This window comes from Pseudocitrobacter sp. CD920760, from assembly GCF_057782505.1.
On the sequence record NZ_CM173490.1, the window covers coordinates 3,089,510 to 3,108,393 of the forward strand.

Annotated in this window: 26 protein-coding genes and 2 pseudogenes; 17 read left to right on the forward strand and 11 right to left on the reverse strand. The window is 48.7% G+C overall.

From position 1 onward, the window contains the following. Positions 1 to 40: 40 nt before the first annotated feature. Together cspF and AC1MKH_RS14455 are read left to right on the forward strand one after the other, a co-directional pair. Positions 41 to 253, forward strand: coding sequence for a cold shock-like protein CspF (gene cspF, locus AC1MKH_RS14450; protein WP_231827042.1), 213 nt, complete (start codon positions 41 to 43; stop codon positions 251 to 253). Positions 254 to 489: 236 nt separating this feature from the next. Further along, positions 490 to 1,158, forward strand: a complete 669-nt coding sequence (locus AC1MKH_RS14455; protein ID WP_276219948.1) for an SOS response-associated peptidase — start codon at positions 490 to 492, stop codon at positions 1,156 to 1,158. Here AC1MKH_RS14455 and AC1MKH_RS14460 read toward each other — a convergent pair whose 3' ends face one another. Together AC1MKH_RS14460 and AC1MKH_RS14465 are read right to left on the reverse strand one after the other, a co-directional pair. Next, positions 1,159 to 1,542, reverse strand: coding sequence for a HumD family translesion DNA polymerase (locus tag AC1MKH_RS14460; protein ID WP_276219947.1), 384 nt, complete (start codon positions 1,540 to 1,542; stop codon positions 1,159 to 1,161). Between the two features lies 1 nt (position 1,543). Beyond that, complete coding sequence (locus tag AC1MKH_RS14465) at positions 1,544 to 1,783, reverse strand: DNA polymerase V (RefSeq protein ID WP_276219946.1); 240 nt, start codon at positions 1,781 to 1,783, stop codon at positions 1,544 to 1,546. A 115-nt stretch (positions 1,784 to 1,898) separates the two neighbouring features. On the opposite strand from AC1MKH_RS14465, the gene AC1MKH_RS14470 reads away from it, so the two are divergent. The 3 genes from AC1MKH_RS14470 to AC1MKH_RS14480 are packed head-to-tail and all read left to right on the forward strand — an operon-like array spanning position 1,899 to position 4,838. Beyond that, complete coding sequence (locus tag AC1MKH_RS14470) at positions 1,899 to 2,261, forward strand: GtrA family protein (protein WP_267659829.1); 363 nt, start codon at positions 1,899 to 1,901, stop codon at positions 2,259 to 2,261. Then, complete coding sequence (locus AC1MKH_RS14475) at positions 2,258 to 3,190, forward strand: glycosyltransferase family 2 protein (RefSeq protein ID WP_276219945.1); 933 nt, start codon at positions 2,258 to 2,260, stop codon at positions 3,188 to 3,190. Before AC1MKH_RS14470 ends, AC1MKH_RS14475 begins: the two co-directional genes overlap by 4 nt. Next, a complete protein-coding gene (locus tag AC1MKH_RS14480) occupies positions 3,174 to 4,838 on the forward strand; it encodes a DUF3329 domain-containing protein (RefSeq protein WP_276219944.1) in 1,665 nt (554 codons plus the stop codon). The genes AC1MKH_RS14475 and AC1MKH_RS14480 overlap by 17 nt, the downstream gene beginning before the upstream one ends. Before the next feature lie 22 nt (positions 4,839 to 4,860). On the opposite strand, the gene AC1MKH_RS14485 is transcribed toward AC1MKH_RS14480, so the two are convergent. Next, on the reverse strand, positions 4,861 to 6,648 hold the full coding sequence (locus AC1MKH_RS14485) for a hypothetical protein (protein WP_276219943.1): 1,788 nt from the start codon (positions 6,646 to 6,648) through the stop codon (positions 4,861 to 4,863). After that, a pseudogene (locus tag AC1MKH_RS14490) lies at positions 6,617 to 7,573 on the reverse strand (tail protein (tape measure)); the annotation flags it as partial. The gene AC1MKH_RS14485 and the pseudogene AC1MKH_RS14490, both read right to left, overlap by 32 nt. A 112-nt stretch (positions 7,574 to 7,685) precedes the next feature. Here AC1MKH_RS14490 and AC1MKH_RS14495 point away from each other — a divergent pair. Further along, on the forward strand, positions 7,686 to 7,976 hold the full coding sequence (locus AC1MKH_RS14495; protein ID WP_276219942.1) for a hypothetical protein: 291 nt from the start codon (positions 7,686 to 7,688) through the stop codon (positions 7,974 to 7,976). A gap of 16 nt (positions 7,977 to 7,992) precedes the next feature. On the opposite strand, the pseudogene AC1MKH_RS14500 reads toward AC1MKH_RS14495, so the two are convergent. Then, positions 7,993 to 8,361: pseudogene (locus AC1MKH_RS14500) on the reverse strand (DUF6246 family protein); the annotation flags it as partial. Between AC1MKH_RS14500 and AC1MKH_RS14505 the strand changes: the two are divergent. The 8 genes from AC1MKH_RS14505 to AC1MKH_RS14540 all read left to right on the forward strand — a co-directional run bounded on the left by AC1MKH_RS14505 (position 8,338) and on the right by AC1MKH_RS14540 (position 11,595). Beyond that, entirely contained in the window at positions 8,338 to 8,700 is a 363-nt protein-coding gene (locus AC1MKH_RS14505) for a phage N-6-adenine-methyltransferase (RefSeq protein ID WP_327621909.1), read from the forward strand. The pseudogene AC1MKH_RS14500 and the gene AC1MKH_RS14505 sit on opposite strands and share 24 nt — an antisense overlap. Next, the gene (locus AC1MKH_RS14510) at positions 8,697 to 8,921 is read left to right on the forward strand and encodes a hypothetical protein (protein WP_276219941.1); all 225 of its coding nucleotides are present in this window, start codon (positions 8,697 to 8,699) and stop codon (positions 8,919 to 8,921) included. Before AC1MKH_RS14505 ends, AC1MKH_RS14510 begins: the two co-directional genes overlap by 4 nt. A 1-nt stretch (position 8,922) precedes the next feature. Further along, the gene (locus tag AC1MKH_RS14515) at positions 8,923 to 9,141 is read left to right on the forward strand and encodes a TraR/DksA family transcriptional regulator (RefSeq protein ID WP_276219940.1); all 219 of its coding nucleotides are present in this window, start codon (positions 8,923 to 8,925) and stop codon (positions 9,139 to 9,141) included. Continuing rightward, the gene (locus AC1MKH_RS14520; protein WP_113857075.1) at positions 9,141 to 9,533 is read left to right on the forward strand and encodes a phage protein NinX family protein; all 393 of its coding nucleotides are present in this window, start codon (positions 9,141 to 9,143) and stop codon (positions 9,531 to 9,533) included. Before AC1MKH_RS14515 ends, AC1MKH_RS14520 begins: the two co-directional genes overlap by 1 nt. Further along, positions 9,511 to 9,750, forward strand: a complete 240-nt coding sequence (locus AC1MKH_RS14525) for a DUF4222 domain-containing protein (protein ID WP_276219939.1) — start codon at positions 9,511 to 9,513, stop codon at positions 9,748 to 9,750. Before AC1MKH_RS14520 ends, AC1MKH_RS14525 begins: the two co-directional genes overlap by 23 nt. 9 nt (positions 9,751 to 9,759) lie before the next feature. After that, positions 9,760 to 9,930, forward strand: coding sequence for a stationary-phase-induced ribosome-associated protein (gene sra, locus AC1MKH_RS14530; protein ID WP_276219938.1), 171 nt, complete (start codon positions 9,760 to 9,762; stop codon positions 9,928 to 9,930). A gap of 100 nt (positions 9,931 to 10,030) precedes the next feature. Further along, positions 10,031 to 10,279, forward strand: coding sequence for an excisionase family protein (locus tag AC1MKH_RS14535; protein ID WP_187225275.1), 249 nt, complete (start codon positions 10,031 to 10,033; stop codon positions 10,277 to 10,279). Positions 10,280 to 10,311: 32 nt separating this feature from the next. Then, entirely contained in the window at positions 10,312 to 11,595 is a 1,284-nt protein-coding gene (locus AC1MKH_RS14540) for an Arm DNA-binding domain-containing protein (protein ID WP_276219937.1), read from the forward strand. 26 nt (positions 11,596 to 11,621) lie between these two features. On the opposite strand, the gene ycgN is transcribed toward AC1MKH_RS14540, so the two are convergent. The 3 genes from ycgN to AC1MKH_RS14555 form a co-directional block, all read right to left on the reverse strand. Continuing rightward, positions 11,622 to 12,068, reverse strand: coding sequence for a cysteine cluster protein YcgN (gene ycgN / locus AC1MKH_RS14545; RefSeq protein WP_231827041.1), 447 nt, complete (start codon positions 12,066 to 12,068; stop codon positions 11,622 to 11,624). Positions 12,069 to 12,161: 93 nt separating this feature from the next. Next, positions 12,162 to 12,821, reverse strand: a complete 660-nt coding sequence (locus AC1MKH_RS14550) for a fumarylacetoacetate hydrolase family protein (protein WP_276219936.1) — start codon at positions 12,819 to 12,821, stop codon at positions 12,162 to 12,164. 82 nt (positions 12,822 to 12,903) lie between these two features. Beyond that, complete coding sequence (locus tag AC1MKH_RS14555) at positions 12,904 to 13,185, reverse strand: YcgL domain-containing protein (protein ID WP_015964089.1); 282 nt, start codon at positions 13,183 to 13,185, stop codon at positions 12,904 to 12,906. A 126-nt stretch (positions 13,186 to 13,311) separates the two neighbouring features. Between AC1MKH_RS14555 and minC the strand changes: the two genes are divergently transcribed. The 3 genes from minC to minE are packed head-to-tail and all read left to right on the forward strand — an operon-like array spanning position 13,312 to position 15,127. Next, entirely contained in the window at positions 13,312 to 14,019 is a 708-nt protein-coding gene (gene minC / locus AC1MKH_RS14560; RefSeq protein WP_276219935.1) for a septum site-determining protein MinC, read from the forward strand. A 22-nt stretch (positions 14,020 to 14,041) separates the two neighbouring features. Beyond that, positions 14,042 to 14,854 carry a septum site-determining protein MinD gene (gene minD / locus AC1MKH_RS14565; RefSeq protein WP_015964087.1) on the forward strand — a complete coding sequence of 271 codons (813 nt, stop codon included), beginning with the start codon at positions 14,042 to 14,044 and terminating at the stop codon, positions 14,852 to 14,854. A 3-nt stretch (positions 14,855 to 14,857) separates the two neighbouring features. Continuing rightward, positions 14,858 to 15,127, forward strand: a complete 270-nt coding sequence (gene minE, locus AC1MKH_RS14570) for a cell division topological specificity factor MinE (protein ID WP_015964086.1) — start codon at positions 14,858 to 14,860, stop codon at positions 15,125 to 15,127. Positions 15,128 to 15,185: 58 nt separating this feature from the next. Here minE and rnd read toward each other — a convergent pair whose 3' ends face one another. The 3 genes from rnd to AC1MKH_RS14585 all read right to left on the reverse strand — a co-directional run bounded on the left by rnd (position 15,186) and on the right by AC1MKH_RS14585 (position 18,860). Further along, a complete protein-coding gene (gene rnd / locus AC1MKH_RS14575; RefSeq protein WP_276219934.1) occupies positions 15,186 to 16,313 on the reverse strand; it encodes a ribonuclease D in 1,128 nt (375 codons plus the stop codon). A gap of 69 nt (positions 16,314 to 16,382) precedes the next feature. Further along, positions 16,383 to 18,068 carry a long-chain-fatty-acid--CoA ligase FadD gene (gene fadD, locus AC1MKH_RS14580; RefSeq protein WP_276219933.1) on the reverse strand — a complete coding sequence of 562 codons (1,686 nt, stop codon included), beginning with the start codon at positions 18,066 to 18,068 and terminating at the stop codon, positions 16,383 to 16,385. Between the two features lie 204 nt (positions 18,069 to 18,272). Next, complete coding sequence (locus AC1MKH_RS14585; protein WP_276219932.1) at positions 18,273 to 18,860, reverse strand: Slp family lipoprotein; 588 nt, start codon at positions 18,858 to 18,860, stop codon at positions 18,273 to 18,275. Between the last annotated feature and the right edge of the window lie 24 nt (positions 18,861 to 18,884).

The window sequence follows — 18,884 nt, forward strand, 5'->3', positions numbered from 1 at the left end:
TGCGTATAGTGTTCGGCGTTATCAATACAAAGGAATTTATTTGTCTCGTAAAATGACAGGCATTGTCAAAGCTTTTGACTCCCTCAGCGGTAAAGGTCTCATCACCCCTTCAGATGGTCGTAAAGACGTTCAGGTTCACATCTCAGCCCTCAGCACCCATCAATCCGAATCTCTGATCCCCGGCATGCGCGTGGAATTTTGCCGCGTAAATGGTTTACGCGGACCAATGGCGGCGAACGTTTATTGTTCGTGATGAAGTAGGGGTTAATCTGCCCACTCCGGCTTATTCATAATAGGCGGCAGTATTTTTTAAGTGTGCGTTGAAGTGAGCTGAAAGCAGTCATAAAGCAAAGCGTTAGCGCAAGACGAATCACTGCCTACACAGGTTTTGAGTTGTTTTGCGCTAATTTTTTGCCCCACCCATGCCCCATCACTCCCCCCCTGCCTCCCTCCACTCCTATACTTTCAGTTCGACTACTGGAGGTATCCATGTGCGGACGTTTCTCTCAATCAATGACCCGTGAAGATTACCTGGCGTTAATCGCCGAAGAAGCCGAACGTGACATCCCGTTCGACCCTGAACCGATTGGCCGGTACAACGTGGCGCCAGGCACTAAAGTTTTGCTATTGAGCGAACGAGATGAACAATTACACCTCGATCCAGTTTACTGGGGCTATGCTCCTGGATGGTGGGATAAGCCGCCTCTGATAAACGCACGTGTGGAAACCGCGGCCACCAGTAGGATGTTCAAACCACTCTGGCAACATGGTCGTGCAATCGTGTTTGCTGATGGCTGGTTCGAATGGAAGAAGGAAGGCGAAAAGAAGCAGCCGTACTTCATCCATAGGGCGGACGGTAAGCCGATATTCATGGCCGTAATAGGCAGCACACCGTTTGAGCGTGGAGATGAAGCGGAAGGTTTTCTGATTGTCACGGCGGCGGCCGACAAAGGCCTGGTTGATATCCATGACCGCAGGCCACTGATCCTCTCACCGGAGGCAGCACGCGAATGGATGCGGCAGGATGTGGGCGGGAAAGAAGCAGAGGAGATTGTTTTCGACGGTTCAGTGCCAGCAGATGCATTTATCTGGCACGCAGTGTCGCGCGCCGTCGGCAATGTGAAGAATCAGGGCCCGGAGTTAATCGAGCCCGTCTGATTAAATCACCGGGTTGTCGTCGAATTCTCCGGTGCGCGCATCGTTAATGATGTATGTCACCACGCCGAAAACATCGATTGCACTTCCGTCGTCGAGTCCGCGCGCCCTTTCCTTCCGGCCTGTCTCCATGTTCTCCAGATGCAAGCCTGGGAACATGCGGTAATACCTCATGACAAATTGCCCATCAATGGAACAGAGAACGATCGAACCATCACATGGGTTTGCTGCTGAGTCCACAACAAGCAGCGCGCCTTGCTTAATGCCAGCCCGTAAAATAGCCACGTCAGACCTGACATAGTAAGTCGCCGATGGATGGCTGATAAGCTCGGCATCTAATGAGATACCGCGCTCGACATAATCCTTAGCCGGGGATGCAAATGCCATATCAAAGCCCTCCGTTCGGGTTGTACATGAACCAGGTTTTGTTCTCGCCATGGTCAGGGGTGATGTCTTTGAAGCTGGTTGTGTATCTGGCTATCCACTGATTCGCCTCTTCCATGCTGAAGTCCCAGTTGACCTTTACTAGTTCCAGCACAAAATCAGCAGTTTTCACAATCCTGCGGCCTGACCTTTCATGCACAATAGAGGCTCTAAAGGCGATCTCAATATCTGAACGACGCGGCATGTAGTCACCTCAAAATAAATACTGTATGCACATACAGTACATCTTATTCTGATAGTCGATCAAGTTGTCTGTTGGTGCTAAACTTCTGCCTTCTCAGAATTGACTGATTTTTCTAATGTTAAAACTTTTTGCTAAGTACACTTCGATTGGCGTACTCAACACGCTCATTCACTGGGTTGTGTTTGGTGTTTGCATATATGGACTATCAACAAGCCAGGCACTGGCGAACTTTGCCGGGTTCGTGGTAGCCGTCAGCTTTAGTTTCTATGCTAACGCCAGGTTCACTTTTAAAGCATCCACTTCCACGCTGCGTTACATGCTTTACGTTGGGTTTATGGGAACGTTGAGTGCTGCGGTAGGTTGGGCTGCTGACAGGTGTGGGTTACCGCCAATCGTCACACTGGTGGCTTTCTCCGCCATTAGCCTTGTATGTGGCTTTTTCTATTCTAAGTTCATTGTCTTTAGGGAAGCGAAATGAAAATTTCTCTGGTCGTTCCGGTCTTCAATGAAGAGGACACGATACCAATTTTCTATAAAACGGTGCGAGAGTTCGAAGGTCTAAAGCAATACGATGTTGAAATCGTGTTCATTAATGACGGAAGCAAAGACGCAACAGAATCAATTATTAATGCGTTTGCTGTTTCTGACTCGTTAGTTACCCCACTCTCATTCACCAGGAACTTTGGCAAAGAGCCAGCTCTGTTTGCCGGGCTTGAGCACGCCACTGGCGATGCTGTAATTCCGATTGATGTTGACCTGCAAGATCCGATTGAGGTCATTCCTCATCTTATTGAGAAATGGCAATCAGGAGCCGACATGGTTCTTGCTAAACGTTCAGATCGCTCGACAGATAGCCGGCTGAAGCGCAAGTCAGCAGAGTGGTTTTACAAACTGCACAATAAGATTAGCTCACCAAAAATTGAAGAAAACGTTGGCGATTTTCGTCTGATGTCTCGCGAAGTTGTCGAAAACATTAAGCAATTACCAGAACGCAATCTCTTCATGAAGGGCGTTCTTAGTTGGGTTGGTGGAAGGACTGATGTCGTTGAATATGCACGTGCAGAACGTGTGGCTGGAGATTCCAAATTTAATGGCTGGAAGCTTTGGAACCTTGCTCTGGAAGGCATCACAAGCTTCTCAACATTCCCATTGCGCATGTGGACGTACATCGGTCTATTTGTTGCCGGATTATCCTTCCTGTATGGCGCATGGATGATTTTAGATAAAATATTTTTCGGAAACAGCGTCCCTGGCTATCCGTCTCTACTCGTTTCCATACTTTTCCTTGGCGGCATCCAGCTTATAGGTATAGGTGTTCTTGGCGAGTACATTGGTAGAATTTATGTCGAGGTTAAAAAACGCCCTCGCTATATTTTAAAGGAAGGGACAAATGAAAATGAAAGCTGATAAAATCATACTTCTATTTGTAATGATTGTTATTTACTCCCTTATATCTGTCATTGCTTTATACACGCCAATGCATTCAGATGATTTTCCATATTCACTAATTGGACTTAATCCAATTCACCATGTAAATCACTATCTTACATGGAGCGGTAGAGTGACGGCAGATTATGCAAGCACTATCATTCTTAGCTTTAATAATCATACGATAGCTGCATTACTAAATAGTATGGGTAGCGCACTGTTGATTTATAACATCTCTATGCTTCCATCAGCTATTAATAAGGAAGTAGACTATAGACGTGTTACAATCAACGCCATAATAATCTTTTTAGTTTATTGGGTGTCAAACCCTAATCTGGGGCAAGTAATGTTCTGGATCGTGGGTAGTGCTAACTACATGTGGACATCACTATTTATTGTTCTATTCATTAGAAAAGCTATTGAATATAGAGAAAACAACTATAATAAATATAGTTCTCTTTTTATCATATCAATTCTTGGTATTGTTGCCGGCTGGTCAAATGAAAATACATGCCTTACCCTTGTCCTGTGCATGCTGTCTATAAGCGCATACTACAGGTTTATGCATGGGCAAGTTGGTAAATCATTAATTTTTGCATGTGTGTCATCAATAATAGGTGCATCTGCAATGCTACTTGCTCCTGGTAATTTTGCACGGGCAGCAGGAAAGTCACTTGAATCATGGCGTGAAACATCATTACTTCAAAAGATATTCAAGCATCTATATGTTACTATGCCTGATGTTTTCTCGCATATATGGGTTTCTCTTGCATTGTTTATGTTTGCTTGCATTGCAATATTGGTGAACAAAAGATTCAATTGTAATAAATATAATTCACTTGCTCTTATGTTTTTCATGGCATTCTTGTGTGCCAATTTTATAATGGTAGCTTCTCCTGGTTACCCACCAAGAGCAATGAATGGGCAGTTTATATTCCTTCTGTGTTCATTTTCGATAGTTTTATATAACATAGGGAAAATGTATATAATTACTTCCGCTGTATCAATTGCAGTAGCTTTGTTTTTATTCATCCCTTCATACGCAAGCATGTATTTAGCATATAAACAAACAACACAACAGTCACTACTTAGAACTCAACTAATTAAAGAAGCCAAGAATGCAGGGCTTAAAGATGTCTCGATACCTGCATTTTATTTTCTGGGACTGATGAAAGATGGAGATAAATTTGATACATATAATTCTCCATATATGGCTGCATTTTATGGAATGAAGAAAATTGATGCCTACGATGCTCCTTTTGACTACTCTGTGTTATTAAAAAAATATAACTATAATATTGACATGGACATCTCTGGCAATATTGCAAAAGGCATCTATTCATATAATGACCCATTTAGAAATGAGTCTTTATACATTCTTGAGTTCAAGAATAAGGCAAATGTACCTTATGCAAATGATTTTATGCTATTCATAAAGCCCATCATTGATGGCAAGCTAGTGTCTAAAGGTACATCACTCCCAATGAGAACAGTAAATATAGGCGGCAGGCATTTCACCTACGTTAGAATCAAAAACTTAAACTATGACAAAGTTGAATGCATTTCGTTTGGAGCATATAAAAGATCTAGTGGTGAAATCCTCTTAGAAACAAAGCATTATAAATAGTAGAGCGCCCCTGCAGGGGCGTTTATTTTATAAGTTCGTATACTGCCTTTAATACAATAGGCATCAACTTACTATAATCAACACGCATTATACCATCTTCGCCTACTGATACTGCTGATGGCATATACTTATTTACTGATTGGGCTATAAGCATAGGGTAGTGGTTACCCTCGTCATTTTTAAACTCAGCTTCTTTTGCACCTCCATCCTCAATTATTCTTCTTACTATTGATAATCCATCAAACTCCCCGATGATGTTTTTCAGGCGTAAGTCTGAGGCTGTATTGTAAAGAGTAGCATTTGATGTTGTTTCAATGGTTCCCACTACACCATTTGCATTCTCAAATCGATGATGTACAGATTGTGCCGTGCCACTTCTCTTAGTTGCTACCACCCCTAACCCGCCCATTCCAAGTATTGCAAAATCACCAGTTCCAAACCAAGGGTCGGTATTGTTACCGCCAATTTGTCCTTTATTAAATGTCAGTTGACCCAAGCCTGTAGAGGTAATTGTGGTACACATCCCACCACTTGTTACCTCCATGAAAACTGTTCCGGCATTTATGCGGGTAAAAACAATTTTCGATCCTGAAGGAACTGGGTATGTATTGGCGGTATTAAAATAAAATGTGCTTGCTACGTAAAGCGTCAATGGCCCATCGATAAGACCATTTCTCATTAATTCGCATACCGATTCACAGTTTGAAAAACTAACTCCTGTATATGGGTTAAACCTTGAATTATCGTATGAGCGAATAATGTTTTTATTAAAACCGCCACCTAGCAGAACGTTTTGAACATCATCTTCTAGAACAACAGAATCCTCATCGGTTGAGTTTTCTTCAACAATAAAAATCTTTATCGTGTAAGGCGATTGAATCTCATAATACCAAAGACTATAGATCTTACCTTCAGGGCTATATGCAACACCTTCATTTTCAACAGCATGTGCGGTATTTACACCGGCGACCTTATTTAAAAAGCTAATCGGATCGTACACATACACATCTGATAGGGTTCCATCACCATTTGCATGTATATATGATGGAGCAAATGCAGGTAGTCTGTTTTGGTTTGAATCTTCACTCTTAAATTGAGCGCCTCCCACCATTATGATCTTTCCGTTACTCATAATTCTTGACTGAACCTTAGTTCGCGTGGATGTGTATGGCGATGGCTTACCTGTCAATGTCTGAACGGCATCACTTAGAGTGACAATACCTACAACATTTCCTGACCAATCAACCTGAACTACAAACACATCTTGAAAGTCAGAGAGATAGCATGCCAACCCTTCATTAGATGGTGCAAAGGCAGATACACCGGTTTTTGTAAATACTGAAGTTGTTACCTGACCAAGATTAGCCGGCAACGAAGTAATATCATACCCCACTGCATTACCGTTTATTGTCGTATAAATATATTTACTTCCACCGACATCCCTTACATATAATGACTCAGGATATGAAAGATTGTTTGTATTTGGTATTGAAAAGCACCCAATATAAGCACCGTCATCTCTTTTGTACATGACGATCCAATGCCATAAATTAGTGCCATTACTGGTATTTGAGGTGTATGCCACATAGTAGTGGCTATTATCAATAGCAAGCCCCTGAGGTATTAATATTGAATATTCGTACAAAGACAATAATTGGTTATAGTCTGGGAATGCCCAATCCATCTCAAAAATCTTTTTCTTCCTGTGAACAGATTCAATGCTGCGTTTTCCTGAGTCTATTGCTTCTTGTACGCTCAATCCTGATGCTGTACCTATTATCGCCGAAGGAAAGTAACGAGCTCGAAGCATCGCTAATCGCCTTCGGTATCTTGTTGATAGCCTCGTTGTATTCCAGCAACGCCTGGTTACGCATCAGCGTTGCTACTTCGGTATTCGTTTTCGCGAGCAATGCGTACTTATCAGACAGAGCGGCCACGCCATTTTGGGAAATGGTAATGACCTTATCCATCGCCTCGGCTGCGTCTTTCAGCGCATCCATGGCGCTCTTGCCGCCATTAAGAGAAGTAATGAGTACACCGGCCAGAACAGAGCTCAGGGCGATAACAGAACCAATTACCGCACCGCCCGGCCCAAATGCACCGGCAAGTTGAGAACCCTGCTGTGCAAATGCAACTAGCGCGGACTGGCCGCCCTGAACCTGAATGATAAAGTCCTGAACCTGGTACCCGGCCTGTTGCATGCTGTTTTTCCAAGCTCCAGTTCCTTTGGCACCGGTCTCCACTCCTGTTTTCATGTCATACAGGCGACCAGTTAACTCGCCGATCTTCTGCTTCTCTTCGTCGGTCGCTTTTGACCCGGCGCGAAGCTGAGCTGCAAGCACAGCAGCACTGCGCGCGCCATTCTCCTGCGCTTCGTCCAGCACAGCGAGTTGGTTACCCAGCGCCTCGATGATGGATTCAGCGCGATTGAACTCACTGTTAGCACCGCCGGTCCCGCTGCGGGCTTCTTCCATTGCGCGGGCGATTCCGCTCACATTGGTGTTAAGCTTGCGCAGTTGGTTATCCATAGAGTTGGCATAACCAGCCAGTTCTGTAAACGCGGTCCCGGTTTGAGATGTGCTCTGATCGAGGTTATCCATTCCCTTGCCAGACTGCTGGGCCGCAGCATCCAGTTTATCCAGAGCATCAATGGCCTGTTTCCCGCCCTGCAACAGCGGCTCAACGTCGGCGCTGATTTCATAAACGATGCTACCGGCGTTCTTCTCACCTGCCATGTCATTCTCCAGATAATTATCTTTCCTGTTTATGGAATGTTTTATAAAGTATTTTTAGTGATATTCACCGTTCTCATTTTCAATTTAAAAGACATGCAGCGGGAGGCATAAAATGATTAAAGATTTAGTTAATGAATTAAAAAATATTGAACACAGAATAAGCTCAACCAAGGAAAATGGAGCTAGTTTCTCTAGCAGTGATTTTGATCAAATAATCGAGGACTTTTCCAGGTCCAAAACAGAATTCAAGAGGGTAGATAAAAAAGATAAAGATTACCAGATAGTTAGAGAGTTAATAGTTAAAATAGATGGCATGTTAACCTCGGTTCAAGAATATGAAAAAATAAGCGATTCGCTATTTAATGAAAATCTTGTGGAAAGTTTGCCACCTAAAAGACTCTAGATTTCGAACCTCACTACTATAGCGCTAATTGTCTTGCCCGCTTGGCTCTTCGGGCAAGATAAGCATCCGCTACAGCGTCGTACTCTTCTCTTGTAAAACCTTTCTGTTCTGGATATTTAGCCGCCAGAAGCATCTGAAATTCGGTCATCGTTAACTGAGAGGCTTCGGCGCGATTCATGCCGAAGTGACTACGTGCCGCGCTGATGTAGTCGAAGGCCTTAAACTCTGTAATACGTTCACCAGTTTCGTGACGTTGCAACTGGCGGACTTTGGCTTTACCTACGACGCCGTGCTGCATGAGGTGCTGCGCCAGCACGATGATGTCGTTCTTCGGTATCTGACCCGGGCGGTATACGACACAATGTCGCCACCCTTTCCACTCGCCTGGCTGAATCCACCATATAGCGATATCACACCATTCGTTAAAAAGGCCGCAGCCGAAAGCGCCAATCAGATCGGCACGGTCATGCTGGTTCCAGCAGACACATCGGTAGGCTGGTTCAAGGAGGCAATCCAGACCGCCAGCGAGGTTCGCTTCATCACCGCCGGACGGCTGGCATTCATTAACCCGGTCACCGGTAAGCCAGTCTCGGGAAATAACAAAGGGTCGATGCTTATTATCTGGCGACCGTACCCACGCACCCACTGCCTGTTCACAACGGTTGAGCGTGACCACTTAATGACCTTCGGCAACAAACTACTCGCTCGACGGGAGGCCGCATGATGCCAAAAACTCAGGAACAGCGTAACGCATTTATATCTACCGCCCGGCGCTGTAACGAAGAACTCAAAGCCGCAATGAACCAGAAGCCAAAGCCGAAATTCGACGCGGTAAGTCGCCCACTGCTCAAGAAGCATTTCGAGAAGCTCAAAGCCCTGGGCATTCCATTCACTCTCTTCACATGGACTATCGGTGTGATGAACAAGCAATTCAGGGAGTACTGATATGGCGGACATTATTGATTCAGCAGCAGAAATCGAAGAGTTACAACGTAACTTCGCACTCAGTAAGCATCGCCGTACCGGTAATCTCGTGTCTGCTGAGTTATGCGAAGCGTGCGGCGAAGATATCCCTGAGCTGCGTCGCGCTGCCGTTCCCGGCTGCCAGACGTGTGCTGAATGCCAGAGCGTAATTGAGCTTCGGAACAAACAGAGAGGTTTGTGATGGATTACAGCAAGCTAAGCGACTTTGAAATTAACAAACGAGTGGCGATCGCAAATGGACTTTTGGTTCAGGAAATTGACGATAGCAAAGCAACCGGCATGACGAGCAAATATCACGAACTTCGCCCACACACTGTTTGGGTGAGCGATGGTGAAAACCCATGGGAGCAATATGCGCCAACTCTTTGCTGGGAGAATGCGGGTCCGATCATTCTGAAGAATCGCATTAGTCTGGTTTGGGATTGCGCTGAAGATGCCAGTTCTGAGTGGTGGAATGCTGTTGACCAGTTCGATGAATGCCGCGTTCAGTACCAGTCCAACCCGTTGCGCGGAGCAATGATTGTATTCCTCATGATGCAGGAGTCAGCCAATGTTCAGGATAATCCAGCCTAATACCTGGTACGCCGATCCCCACGGCGCGCCCTGCAAAATCCTCCGCGCTACCCACGAAGTCATCCACTACGTCCGCAACGGTCGCACCTGCATCGCCAGCATGGGCCGCTTTAACCAGGAATTCGAGCCGCTGACCAAAGCACAGGCCGAGCGGGTCGCCGAAGAAATAGAAACAGCAGAACATCTGAAGAAGCTGCGAGCCCAGCGCGCGGCATGAGGAGAGATTATGAAAAGTAACGCAGCAGCACGAAGACAGCTTGGTATGAACCACTGGCGAAGCAACACTCAGAAAATGCAATTTATCGCCAATGTCCACCACGCGGCTAAGACAGGGAAAATGGTGAGTGCATGGGTCGCCATAAGGACTAAATCGGACTCATTCTTCTATTTTCTCTGATATCGAAACTGATAGCCGATTCACTGAGTCGGTTATCGGATGTAACCAACCCTCGTTTTGGCCCGGCTCGCCCGGGCGTTTTTTTTGCCTGGAGAAAACCATGAGCGACATTATCCAACTGACGCCAAATAAATGGGTATCTGAAGAGGTGCTGATGACGATTACCGGCCTCACTAAAAATGCCATTAAATCTGCTCGCGAAAAGTCCTGGCTGGAAGGTCGCGAGTATCGACACTATTCCGGCGACTGCCAGCCGAAGGACAACAGTCCAATACTTTACAACCGTCATGAGATTGATAACTGGGTCGAACGTCAACGCCCGGCGATCCCCCGTCAAAAATCTGCTTAAATACCCCCTCCTATCAACCACGAGGATGATTTATGACTAAGTATCCAACAGGAGTGGAAAATCACGGCGGAACGCTGCGAATATGGTTCATGTATCAGGGGATAAGAGTTCGCGAAAGTCTTGGCGTTCTGGACACGCCAAAGAACCGAAAAGTGGCTGGTGAATTGCGAACCTCCATCTGCTTTTCCATAAAAATGGGTTCATTTAACTATGCTACTCAATTTCCTGATTCACCGAATCTACGCAAGTTCGGTTTTGTTCGCCCGGGCGTGACAATAAAAAATCTGGCTGATCGCTGGCTTGAATTGAAGCGGATGGAGATTACTCAAAACGCACATAACCGCTACACCTCATACATCAAAATCTGCACACAAATGTTGGGTGAAACAACCGCTGTTGCTGCTGTATGTAATGAGGATATCCTGCTGCTCAGGAAAGAACTACTAACGGGTTATCAGATATGCGGAAAGTTTCAGGTTAACCGTTCGCTGAAAAAAGGAAGGACAGTACGAACGGTAAACGTCTATATGAGTTGTCTGGGGGGGATGTTCAGGTTCGCAGTACAAAATGGGTATATTGGTAAATCACCATTTGAAGGGATTGAGCCGTTACGCAAAAGCCGGGCGGATCCAGACCCACTAACGCGTGAAGAATACTGGCGACTGCTTGACACCTGCCCATCTGAACAGATTCGCAACCTCTGGATCCTTGCTGTGAATACAGGAATGCGCCATGGTGAAATCTGCGCCCTGGCCTGGGAGGATATCGACCTGAAAAACTGGACGATAACAATCAGCCGCAATATCGCGATAAAAGGCCATTTTACTCCCCCCAAAACTGAAGCCGGCGTCAGGACCATCACTCTTACCGAGGCCGCTATCCAGGCACTGAAGATCCAGATGGCCTACACCCGCATGGGGAAGCAACACTGCATTGATGTGCATCTTCGCGAGTTCGGAAAGATTCGACAGGATCCGTGCACGTTCGTCTTCGTACCGAAATTAACTGCCAGAAATGGAAAAGGAGGAGAATGGTATGCAACAGGTTCGTTTGGCACCACCTGGAACAGCATGCTTAAGCGCGCCGGAATACGCCATCGCCGGGCATATGAATCAAGACACACTTTTGCATGCTGGGCATTAAGCGCCGGGGCTAACCCAAACTTCATTGCCTCGCAGATGGGACACACATCTGCACAGATGGTTTACAACGTTTACGGAAAATGGATGACCGATAATAACGGCAACCAGATGGACATTTTGAACGCTAATTTCGGAGGTAATGCCCCACTCATGCCCCAGGCACAAAATCAGTAAGCAAAAACTCCTTTCAATTCAACGCATCAATCCGCCCACTCAGGCTTATTCATAATATGGTCCTGCCAGTCGCGCACTTCCGACTCTTTCACCGCAATATGACGCACCGAAATACGCTCGCCATGCATCGCGGCTTTTGAGCCCGTCAGCAGCGGATGCCACTCCGGCAGACCTTTCCCTTCCGCCAGCAGACGATAGGCGCAGGTATGCGGTAACCATTCAAAGGTGGGCAAATTCTCGCGGGTGAGTTTGATGCAGTCCGGCTCATATTCGAAGCGGCGTTCGTAGTTACGGCACTGACAGGTTTTGATGTTCAGCTGACGGCAGGCAACGTTGGTGAAATAGATTTCATCCGTGTCTTCATCCATCAGTTTATGCAGGCAGCATTGCCCGCAGCCATCGCACAGCGATTCCCACTCGGCGTCAGTCATTTCGTCGAGAGTTTTGCTTTGCCAGAAAGGTAATTCGCTCATAAGGATGTCCACATCAAAAACCAGGGTGCACCTTATAACCAGTCTGGCACAGGGATGCAAGTTTTGCCGCCCAATCAGGGCGGCAAGAAGGGATTACAGTACGCGGGTAGAGAGGGAAAGGCCGTTGAACTGTACGGTCAGTTCATCGCCGCTCAGCAGTGGCCCCACGCCTTCGGGGGTACCGGTCAACACAACATCGCCTGGCTTGAGGGTGAAGAAGCGGCTCATGTAGGCAATCAGCGGGATGATTTTGTGGATCATGTCTGCCGTCGTTCCCTGCTGGCGCACCTCGCCGTTAACCGTTAACGCGAGCGGCGTATTCTGCGGATCACTTTCGAATTCGGCAGCCGGAATAAAACCAGAAATCGGGCAGGAATTATCAAAGCCTTTGGCTTTTTCCCACGGTTGCCCCGCTTTCTTCATTTTTCCCTGCACATCGCGCAGCGTGAGATCCAGCGCCACACCATAGCCCGCAATCGCTTTCTGAACGTGTTCTTCGGTTGCCTGACGCAATGTTGCGCCAATCAGCACCGCCAGTTCGACTTCATGATGCACAGAGCCCAGCCCTTGCGGCAACACCAGCGGTTGGCGAATATCACAAAGCGCGGTTTCCGGTTTGATAAACAACACCGGCTCATCCGGAATAGCGCTGCCCATTTCCTGAATGTGCTTTGCGTAATTACTGCCGACACAGACGACTTTGCTGACAGGATAATCCAGCAATGCCCCTTGCCAGTTATGATGCTGATACATTCGTTTCCCCTATTCGTTTTTCAAACATATTTGTTATAACTAATAGACTCATTTTTCGACCAACATCAATAACGGACCAGGATTAATCTTGCGGTTTACCTGATTCGGCCAGATGCTGTTTCAGTAAATTCTCAGGCGGCGGCGGGATCTGCAAATAATATCCCTGCTCTTTGAGGGCCTGTTTTACCTTCTCGAGGTCCGCATTCACCAGCTGCTTACGCCCGTCGAGCGGCAGCAGCATCGCCAGCTGCGGTTGTCCGAAGCCTTTCATCAGCTCCTCAGGCACGCGGGAGAAATCGTCTCTTTTTTCGACATAAAGATAGGTTTGGTCGCGTTTAGCGCTCCGGTAGATCACACAAAACATGTTTTTACTCTTATTTAAGCCCGTGGTGACTTGCCTCTATATATCAGTGACTATAACATGCCTGATAGTCTTCGGAATATCACCGCATTGTGCTGGATGATAAATAGCAAATTGAGTAAGGCCAGGATGTCAAACACGCCAATCGAACTTAAAGGCAGTAGCTTCACTTTATCAGTGGTGCATTTGCATGAGGCAAATCCCGAGATTATTCGTCAGGCGTTAGAAGACAAGGTGGCTCAGGCTCCGGCTTTTTTTCGTCACGCGCCGGTGGTGGTAAACGTCAGTAGTCTGGAAGAGACAACCCAATGGCAGCCGTTGCAGCAGGCGATTAACGCTGCGGGTTTGCGAATTGTGGGCGTGAGCGGCGCGAAGAACCCGCGCATGAAAGCGGAAATCGACAAAGCGGGGCTGCCTTTACTCACTGAGGGTAAAGAAAAAATCACCCGCCCTGCTCCCGTCGAACCGCAACCTCTGCCAGAACCTGCCCCAACTGTTAGCACGATCACAAAAACGCGATTGATTGATATGCCGGTTCGTTCCGGTCAGCGCATTTATGCGCCAAACTGTGATCTGATTGTTACAAACCACGTGAGCGCAGGCGCTGAGCTTATCGCTGATGGTAACATTCATGTGTATGGCATGATGCGGGGACGCGTGCTGGCTGGCGCTGCCGGTGACCGTGAGGCACAAATTTTTTGTACACATCTGGCAGCGGAATTGATGTCCATTGCCGGGGAATATTGGCTGAGCGATAAGATCCCAGCCGAGTTTTATGGCAAAGCGGCGCGTCTGCGTTTAGACGACAGCGCTTTGACAATTCAACCGTTTAATTAATCCCTTTTAACAAGGAATTTCTATGGCACGCATTATTGTTGTGACTTCGGGTAAAGGGGGCGTGGGCAAAACCACCTCCAGCGCGGCCATCGCGACTGGTTTGGCGCAGAAGGGAAAGAAAACTGTCGTTATCGATTTCGATATCGGCCTGCGAAACCTCGACCTGATTATGGGCTGTGAACGCCGTGTTGTGTATGATTTCGTTAACGTTATTCAGGGCGATGCTACGCTGAACCAGGCGCTAATCAAAGATAAGCGCACGGAAAATCTGTTTATTCTTCCGGCCTCGCAGACCCGTGATAAAGACGCATTGACCCGCGAAGGCGTCGCGAAAGTACTCGAAGAACTGAAGAAGATGGAGTTCGACTTTGTGGTCTGCGACTCCCCGGCGGGTATCGAAACCGGCGCGCTAATGGCGCTCTATTTCGCCGATGAAGCAATCATCACCACCAACCCGGAAGTCTCTTCCGTGCGCGACTCCGACCGCATTCTGGGCATTCTGGCCTCGAAATCGCGTCGTGCGGAAAACGGTGAAGAACCTATCAAAGAACACCTTCTGCTGACCCGCTACAATCCGGGTCGCGTAAACAAAGGCGATATGCTGAGCATGGAAGATGTGCTGGAAATTCTGCGCATCAAACTGGTCGGCGTTATCCCGGAAGATCAATCTGTACTGCGCGCATCCAACCAGGGTGAACCGGTTATTCTGGATGCGGTGTCCGATGCAGGTAAAGCCTACGCTGACACCGTGGATCGTCTGTTGGGAGAAGAACGTCCTTTCCGCTTCATTGAAGAAGAGAAGAAAGGTTTCCTCAAACGCCTGTTCGGAGGATAAATCATGGCATTACTCGACTTTTTTCTCTCACGAAAAAAGAGCACCGCGAATATCGCGAAAGAACGCTTACAGATTATTGTGGCAGAACGTCGCCGCAGCGATGCTGAACCGCATTACCTGCCGCAGCTGCGTAAGGACATCCTGGAGGTCATCTGCAAATACATTCAGATTGACCCGGAAATGGTGACCGTACAGCTGGAGCAGAAAGACGGGGATATCTCGATTCTGGAACTTAACGTGACCTTACCGGAAGCGGAAGAATCTAAGTCCTGATATTGCTGGTCGATGTGAGAAAAAACCCCGGAAGGCGCAGGCCACCGGGGTTTCTTTTTTAGCGCGGATACTCGGCGAGCAGCGCGTCAAGACGGCCACTCAGCAGCTCGCCGCGCCAGCCGGAGATCATCTCTGGTGCGCTGGCGAAGGTTTTCAGCTGCCAGTGCCAGTTCAGCAACTGGTTAATCTGGCGACGCGACGCCAGCAGTTCAGCACTTACACCAGATTCCTGCCCCACTTCCTGCACCAGCGCTTTAATCTCTTTAAACGCTTTGCGATAGCCTGGCATGTCCATCAGGTTCAGCAGCGGCTCTGGCAGTGCGTCATCCGGCAGCGCCTGCGCTTTCGCCACCAGGCTCAGCAGCGTTTTACCATGGAAGCGGATTTCGCTACCGGAAAGGCCCAGGCTGTCGAGCTCCCCCATGCTGCCCGGCATATAGCGCGCCACGCTCCACAGATGTTCTTCACGCACCACAAAATTCACCGCCAAATCGCGCTCACGAGCTTTGCGCAGACGCCAGTCGGCAAGCAGTTGCAGGCACGCCAGTTGACGCGTACGTAGCTGCCAGGCGTTGGTGATGTCGCGCCAGGCTTCTGCCGGGTCAACCACTTCCTGACGACGCTGCTGCATGAGTCGGCACTCATCCAGTGCGGCGTCTAAGCGCCCTGCCTGCTCGGTTTCCGCCATCAACTTGTGCGCGATAGGCAGCAGATACCAGACGTCTGCGGCCGCATAGATGCATTGACGCTCGGTAAGCGGGCGCGCCAGCCAGTCGGTTCGCGATTCGCTTTTGTCCAGTTTGACGCCGGTATACTCTTCCACCATCGCCGCAAAACCCCAGGACATCGGGCGGCCGCAAAACGCGGCCAGAATTTGGGTATCAATCAGCGGTTTTGGCATTGAACCGAATACATTCAGAAACACTTCCAGGTCTTCACTACCCGCATGCAGGAACTTAGTGATGCGGGTGTCCTGCAAAATCGCCTGCAACGGAGACCAGTCGGTAATGCCGAGCGGATCGATAAGCGACGTTTGCTGGCCATCAAACAGCTGAATGAGTCCCAGCTGCGGATAATAGGTACGGGTGCGGACAAACTCGGTGTCCAGCGCGATGGAAGTAACCTGCGCAACGGCTTCGCACAAGGTGCTCAGCGCTTCGTTGGTGGTGATCATCTGATAGTTCAAATCATACTCTCTTAGATTGCGCCCAATAAAAACGCCGGCATAGCCGGCGTCTGGCGACTTAGAAATTTCTCAGCCTTTATTCTCTACTTTAGCACGTGCTTCGTCACGTAATTCTCGTCTCAAAATCTTACCAACGTTAGACTTCGGTAATTCATCACGGAATTCGACAAGTTTCGGCACTTTATAGCCCGTTAACTGACGACGGCAGAAGGTGATGAGCGCTTCATCGGTTAACGAAGCGTCCTTCTTGACGACAAAAATCTTCACCAGTTCGCCGCTGCTGCCCGCCGGTACGCCGACGGCCGCCACTTCCTGAACACCAGGATGCTGCATCACCACGTCTTCGATTTCGTTCGGATACACATTGAAGCCAGAAACCAGAATCATATCTTTCTTGCGATCGACGATACGCAGGAAGCCCTCGTCATCCATCACCGCAATATCACCGGTATGCAGCCAGCCGTCTTTGATGATTTCATCCGTCGCGTCCGGACGCTGCCAGTAGCCCAGCATCACCTGCGGCCCTTTCACGCACAGTTCACCCGGCTCGCCGTGCGGCACTTCGTTATCGTCGTCATCCACCAGCTTAACGTCGGTGGACGGCACCGGCAGACCAATACTGCCGCTGTGATAGTCGATATCGTGCGGGTTGACGCTCACCAGCGGCGAGCATTCCGTCAGGCCGTAACCTTCCAGCAGGTACTGCCCGGTCAGTTTTACCCAGCGTTCGGCAACCGCATTCTGTACCGGCATGCCGCCGCCCGCCGAGAGATGCAGCGTCGAAAAATCGAGCTGCTGGAATTCTTTGTTGTTCAGCAGCGCGTTGAACAGGGTGTTCACCCCGGTCATCGCGGTAAACGGATATTTTGCCAGCTCTTTCACCAGCCCCGGAATATCGCGCGGGTTGGTGATTAACACGTTCTTACCGCCCAGTTCGATAAACAGCAGGCAGTTCATGGTGAGCGCAAAGATGTGATACAGCGGCAGCGCAGTGATCACCAGCTCCGTACCGCGATGCAACAACGGCCCGTAGGTGGCGTTAACCTGTTCGAGGTTGGCGAGCATATTGCGGTGCGTGAGCATCGCGCCTTTCGCCACGCCGGTAGTGCCGCCAGTGTATTGCAGAAAGGCGAGGTCATCAGGGGTAATATCGGGTTTAACGTACTGAAGTCGATAGCCGTTATGCAGCGCGCGACGGAAAGAGATAGCATCCGGCAGATGGTATTTCGGCACCAGGCGCTTGATGTACTTCACCACAAAGTTAACCAGCGTACCTTTCGCGGTGGAAAGCTGATCGCCCATGCGCGTGAGAATAACGTGCTTCACCTGGGTTTTTTCGACGACTTTTTCCAGGGTATGGGCAAAGTTGGAGACGATCACAATCGCTGCCGCACCGCTGTCGTTGAGCTGATGTTCCAGCTCACGCGGGGTATAAAGCGGGTTGACGTTCACCGCAATCATGCCCGCGCGCAGAATACCAAACAGCGCGACCGGATATTGCAGCAGGTTCGGCATCATCAGCGCAACGCGATCGCCCTTCTGTAACCCCAGCCCTTGCTGAAGATAGGCGGCGAACGCACGACTGCGCTCTTCCAGTTTACGAAACGTCATCACTTCGCCCATGTTGACGAACGCTGGCTGGTCAGCATAGCGCGTCGTGGCATGTTCGAAGAGTTCAACCAGGGATTGATAACGGTCAGGATTGATATCCGCCGGAACATCGGACGGATAACGGTTGAGCCAAACCTTCTTCAAAGTATCACCTCTAAAATGCGTATTCGTCGTCATCGCAACCCCAATTAATAAACCATCCGTTAACATAATATTAACTCAGCGTACCAGTTTATTAATTACACAAACCGCAGGTTGCGAAGCGCGTCACTTTTTATTTTTCTAATACTATCTAAATAAAGAGACAGCGGACTAGCCGCTGTCTCTTTTCTTTTACAAATCAATTCGTTATTCAGTAACGATGGTTTGTACCTGAGCGGGGCCGGGGTTATACCATCCCCAACCACCATAACCGTAACCCCCACGCCACGGATGCGGGCCATAGAACCAGGGATCAATCGGCTGCGGCGGCATCACCACCTGCTGGGTCACGCGCCAGCGTTTATAGCCGGTGACCTGAACACGCAGATATTTGTAGGCGGTATTGCCAATCTTGCCTTCCACCGTTCCCGCAATAGGGCCAACCACCGTCACCAGTTGCCCACGGAAATCGACGGGGTCGAGGAAACCATTAACATCGGCATAAATTCGCCCGCGAGAAGGTTCTCCAAGAATCGGGCGCGCACCACTGTCGAGCGGCACGGTAGCAATTTCCAGACGCGTATTACCGTTGGTGTTTTGCACGTTGACCACTTTCCCACCGAAACGGGATTCCTGGCCGACATACAGCTGCGGCGACGCCATTACGCGCACCAGATCCTGCTGCGGCGTTGGGCTACTGCCCTTAATAGCATCCGGCACGCTGACGCAGCCACTCAGTGCGACGGCAATAAGCCCCGCAAGAGCAACGCGAACGACCGCTTTTTGACCCGCCATGATGCAACTCCTTTTTCTCAGTAT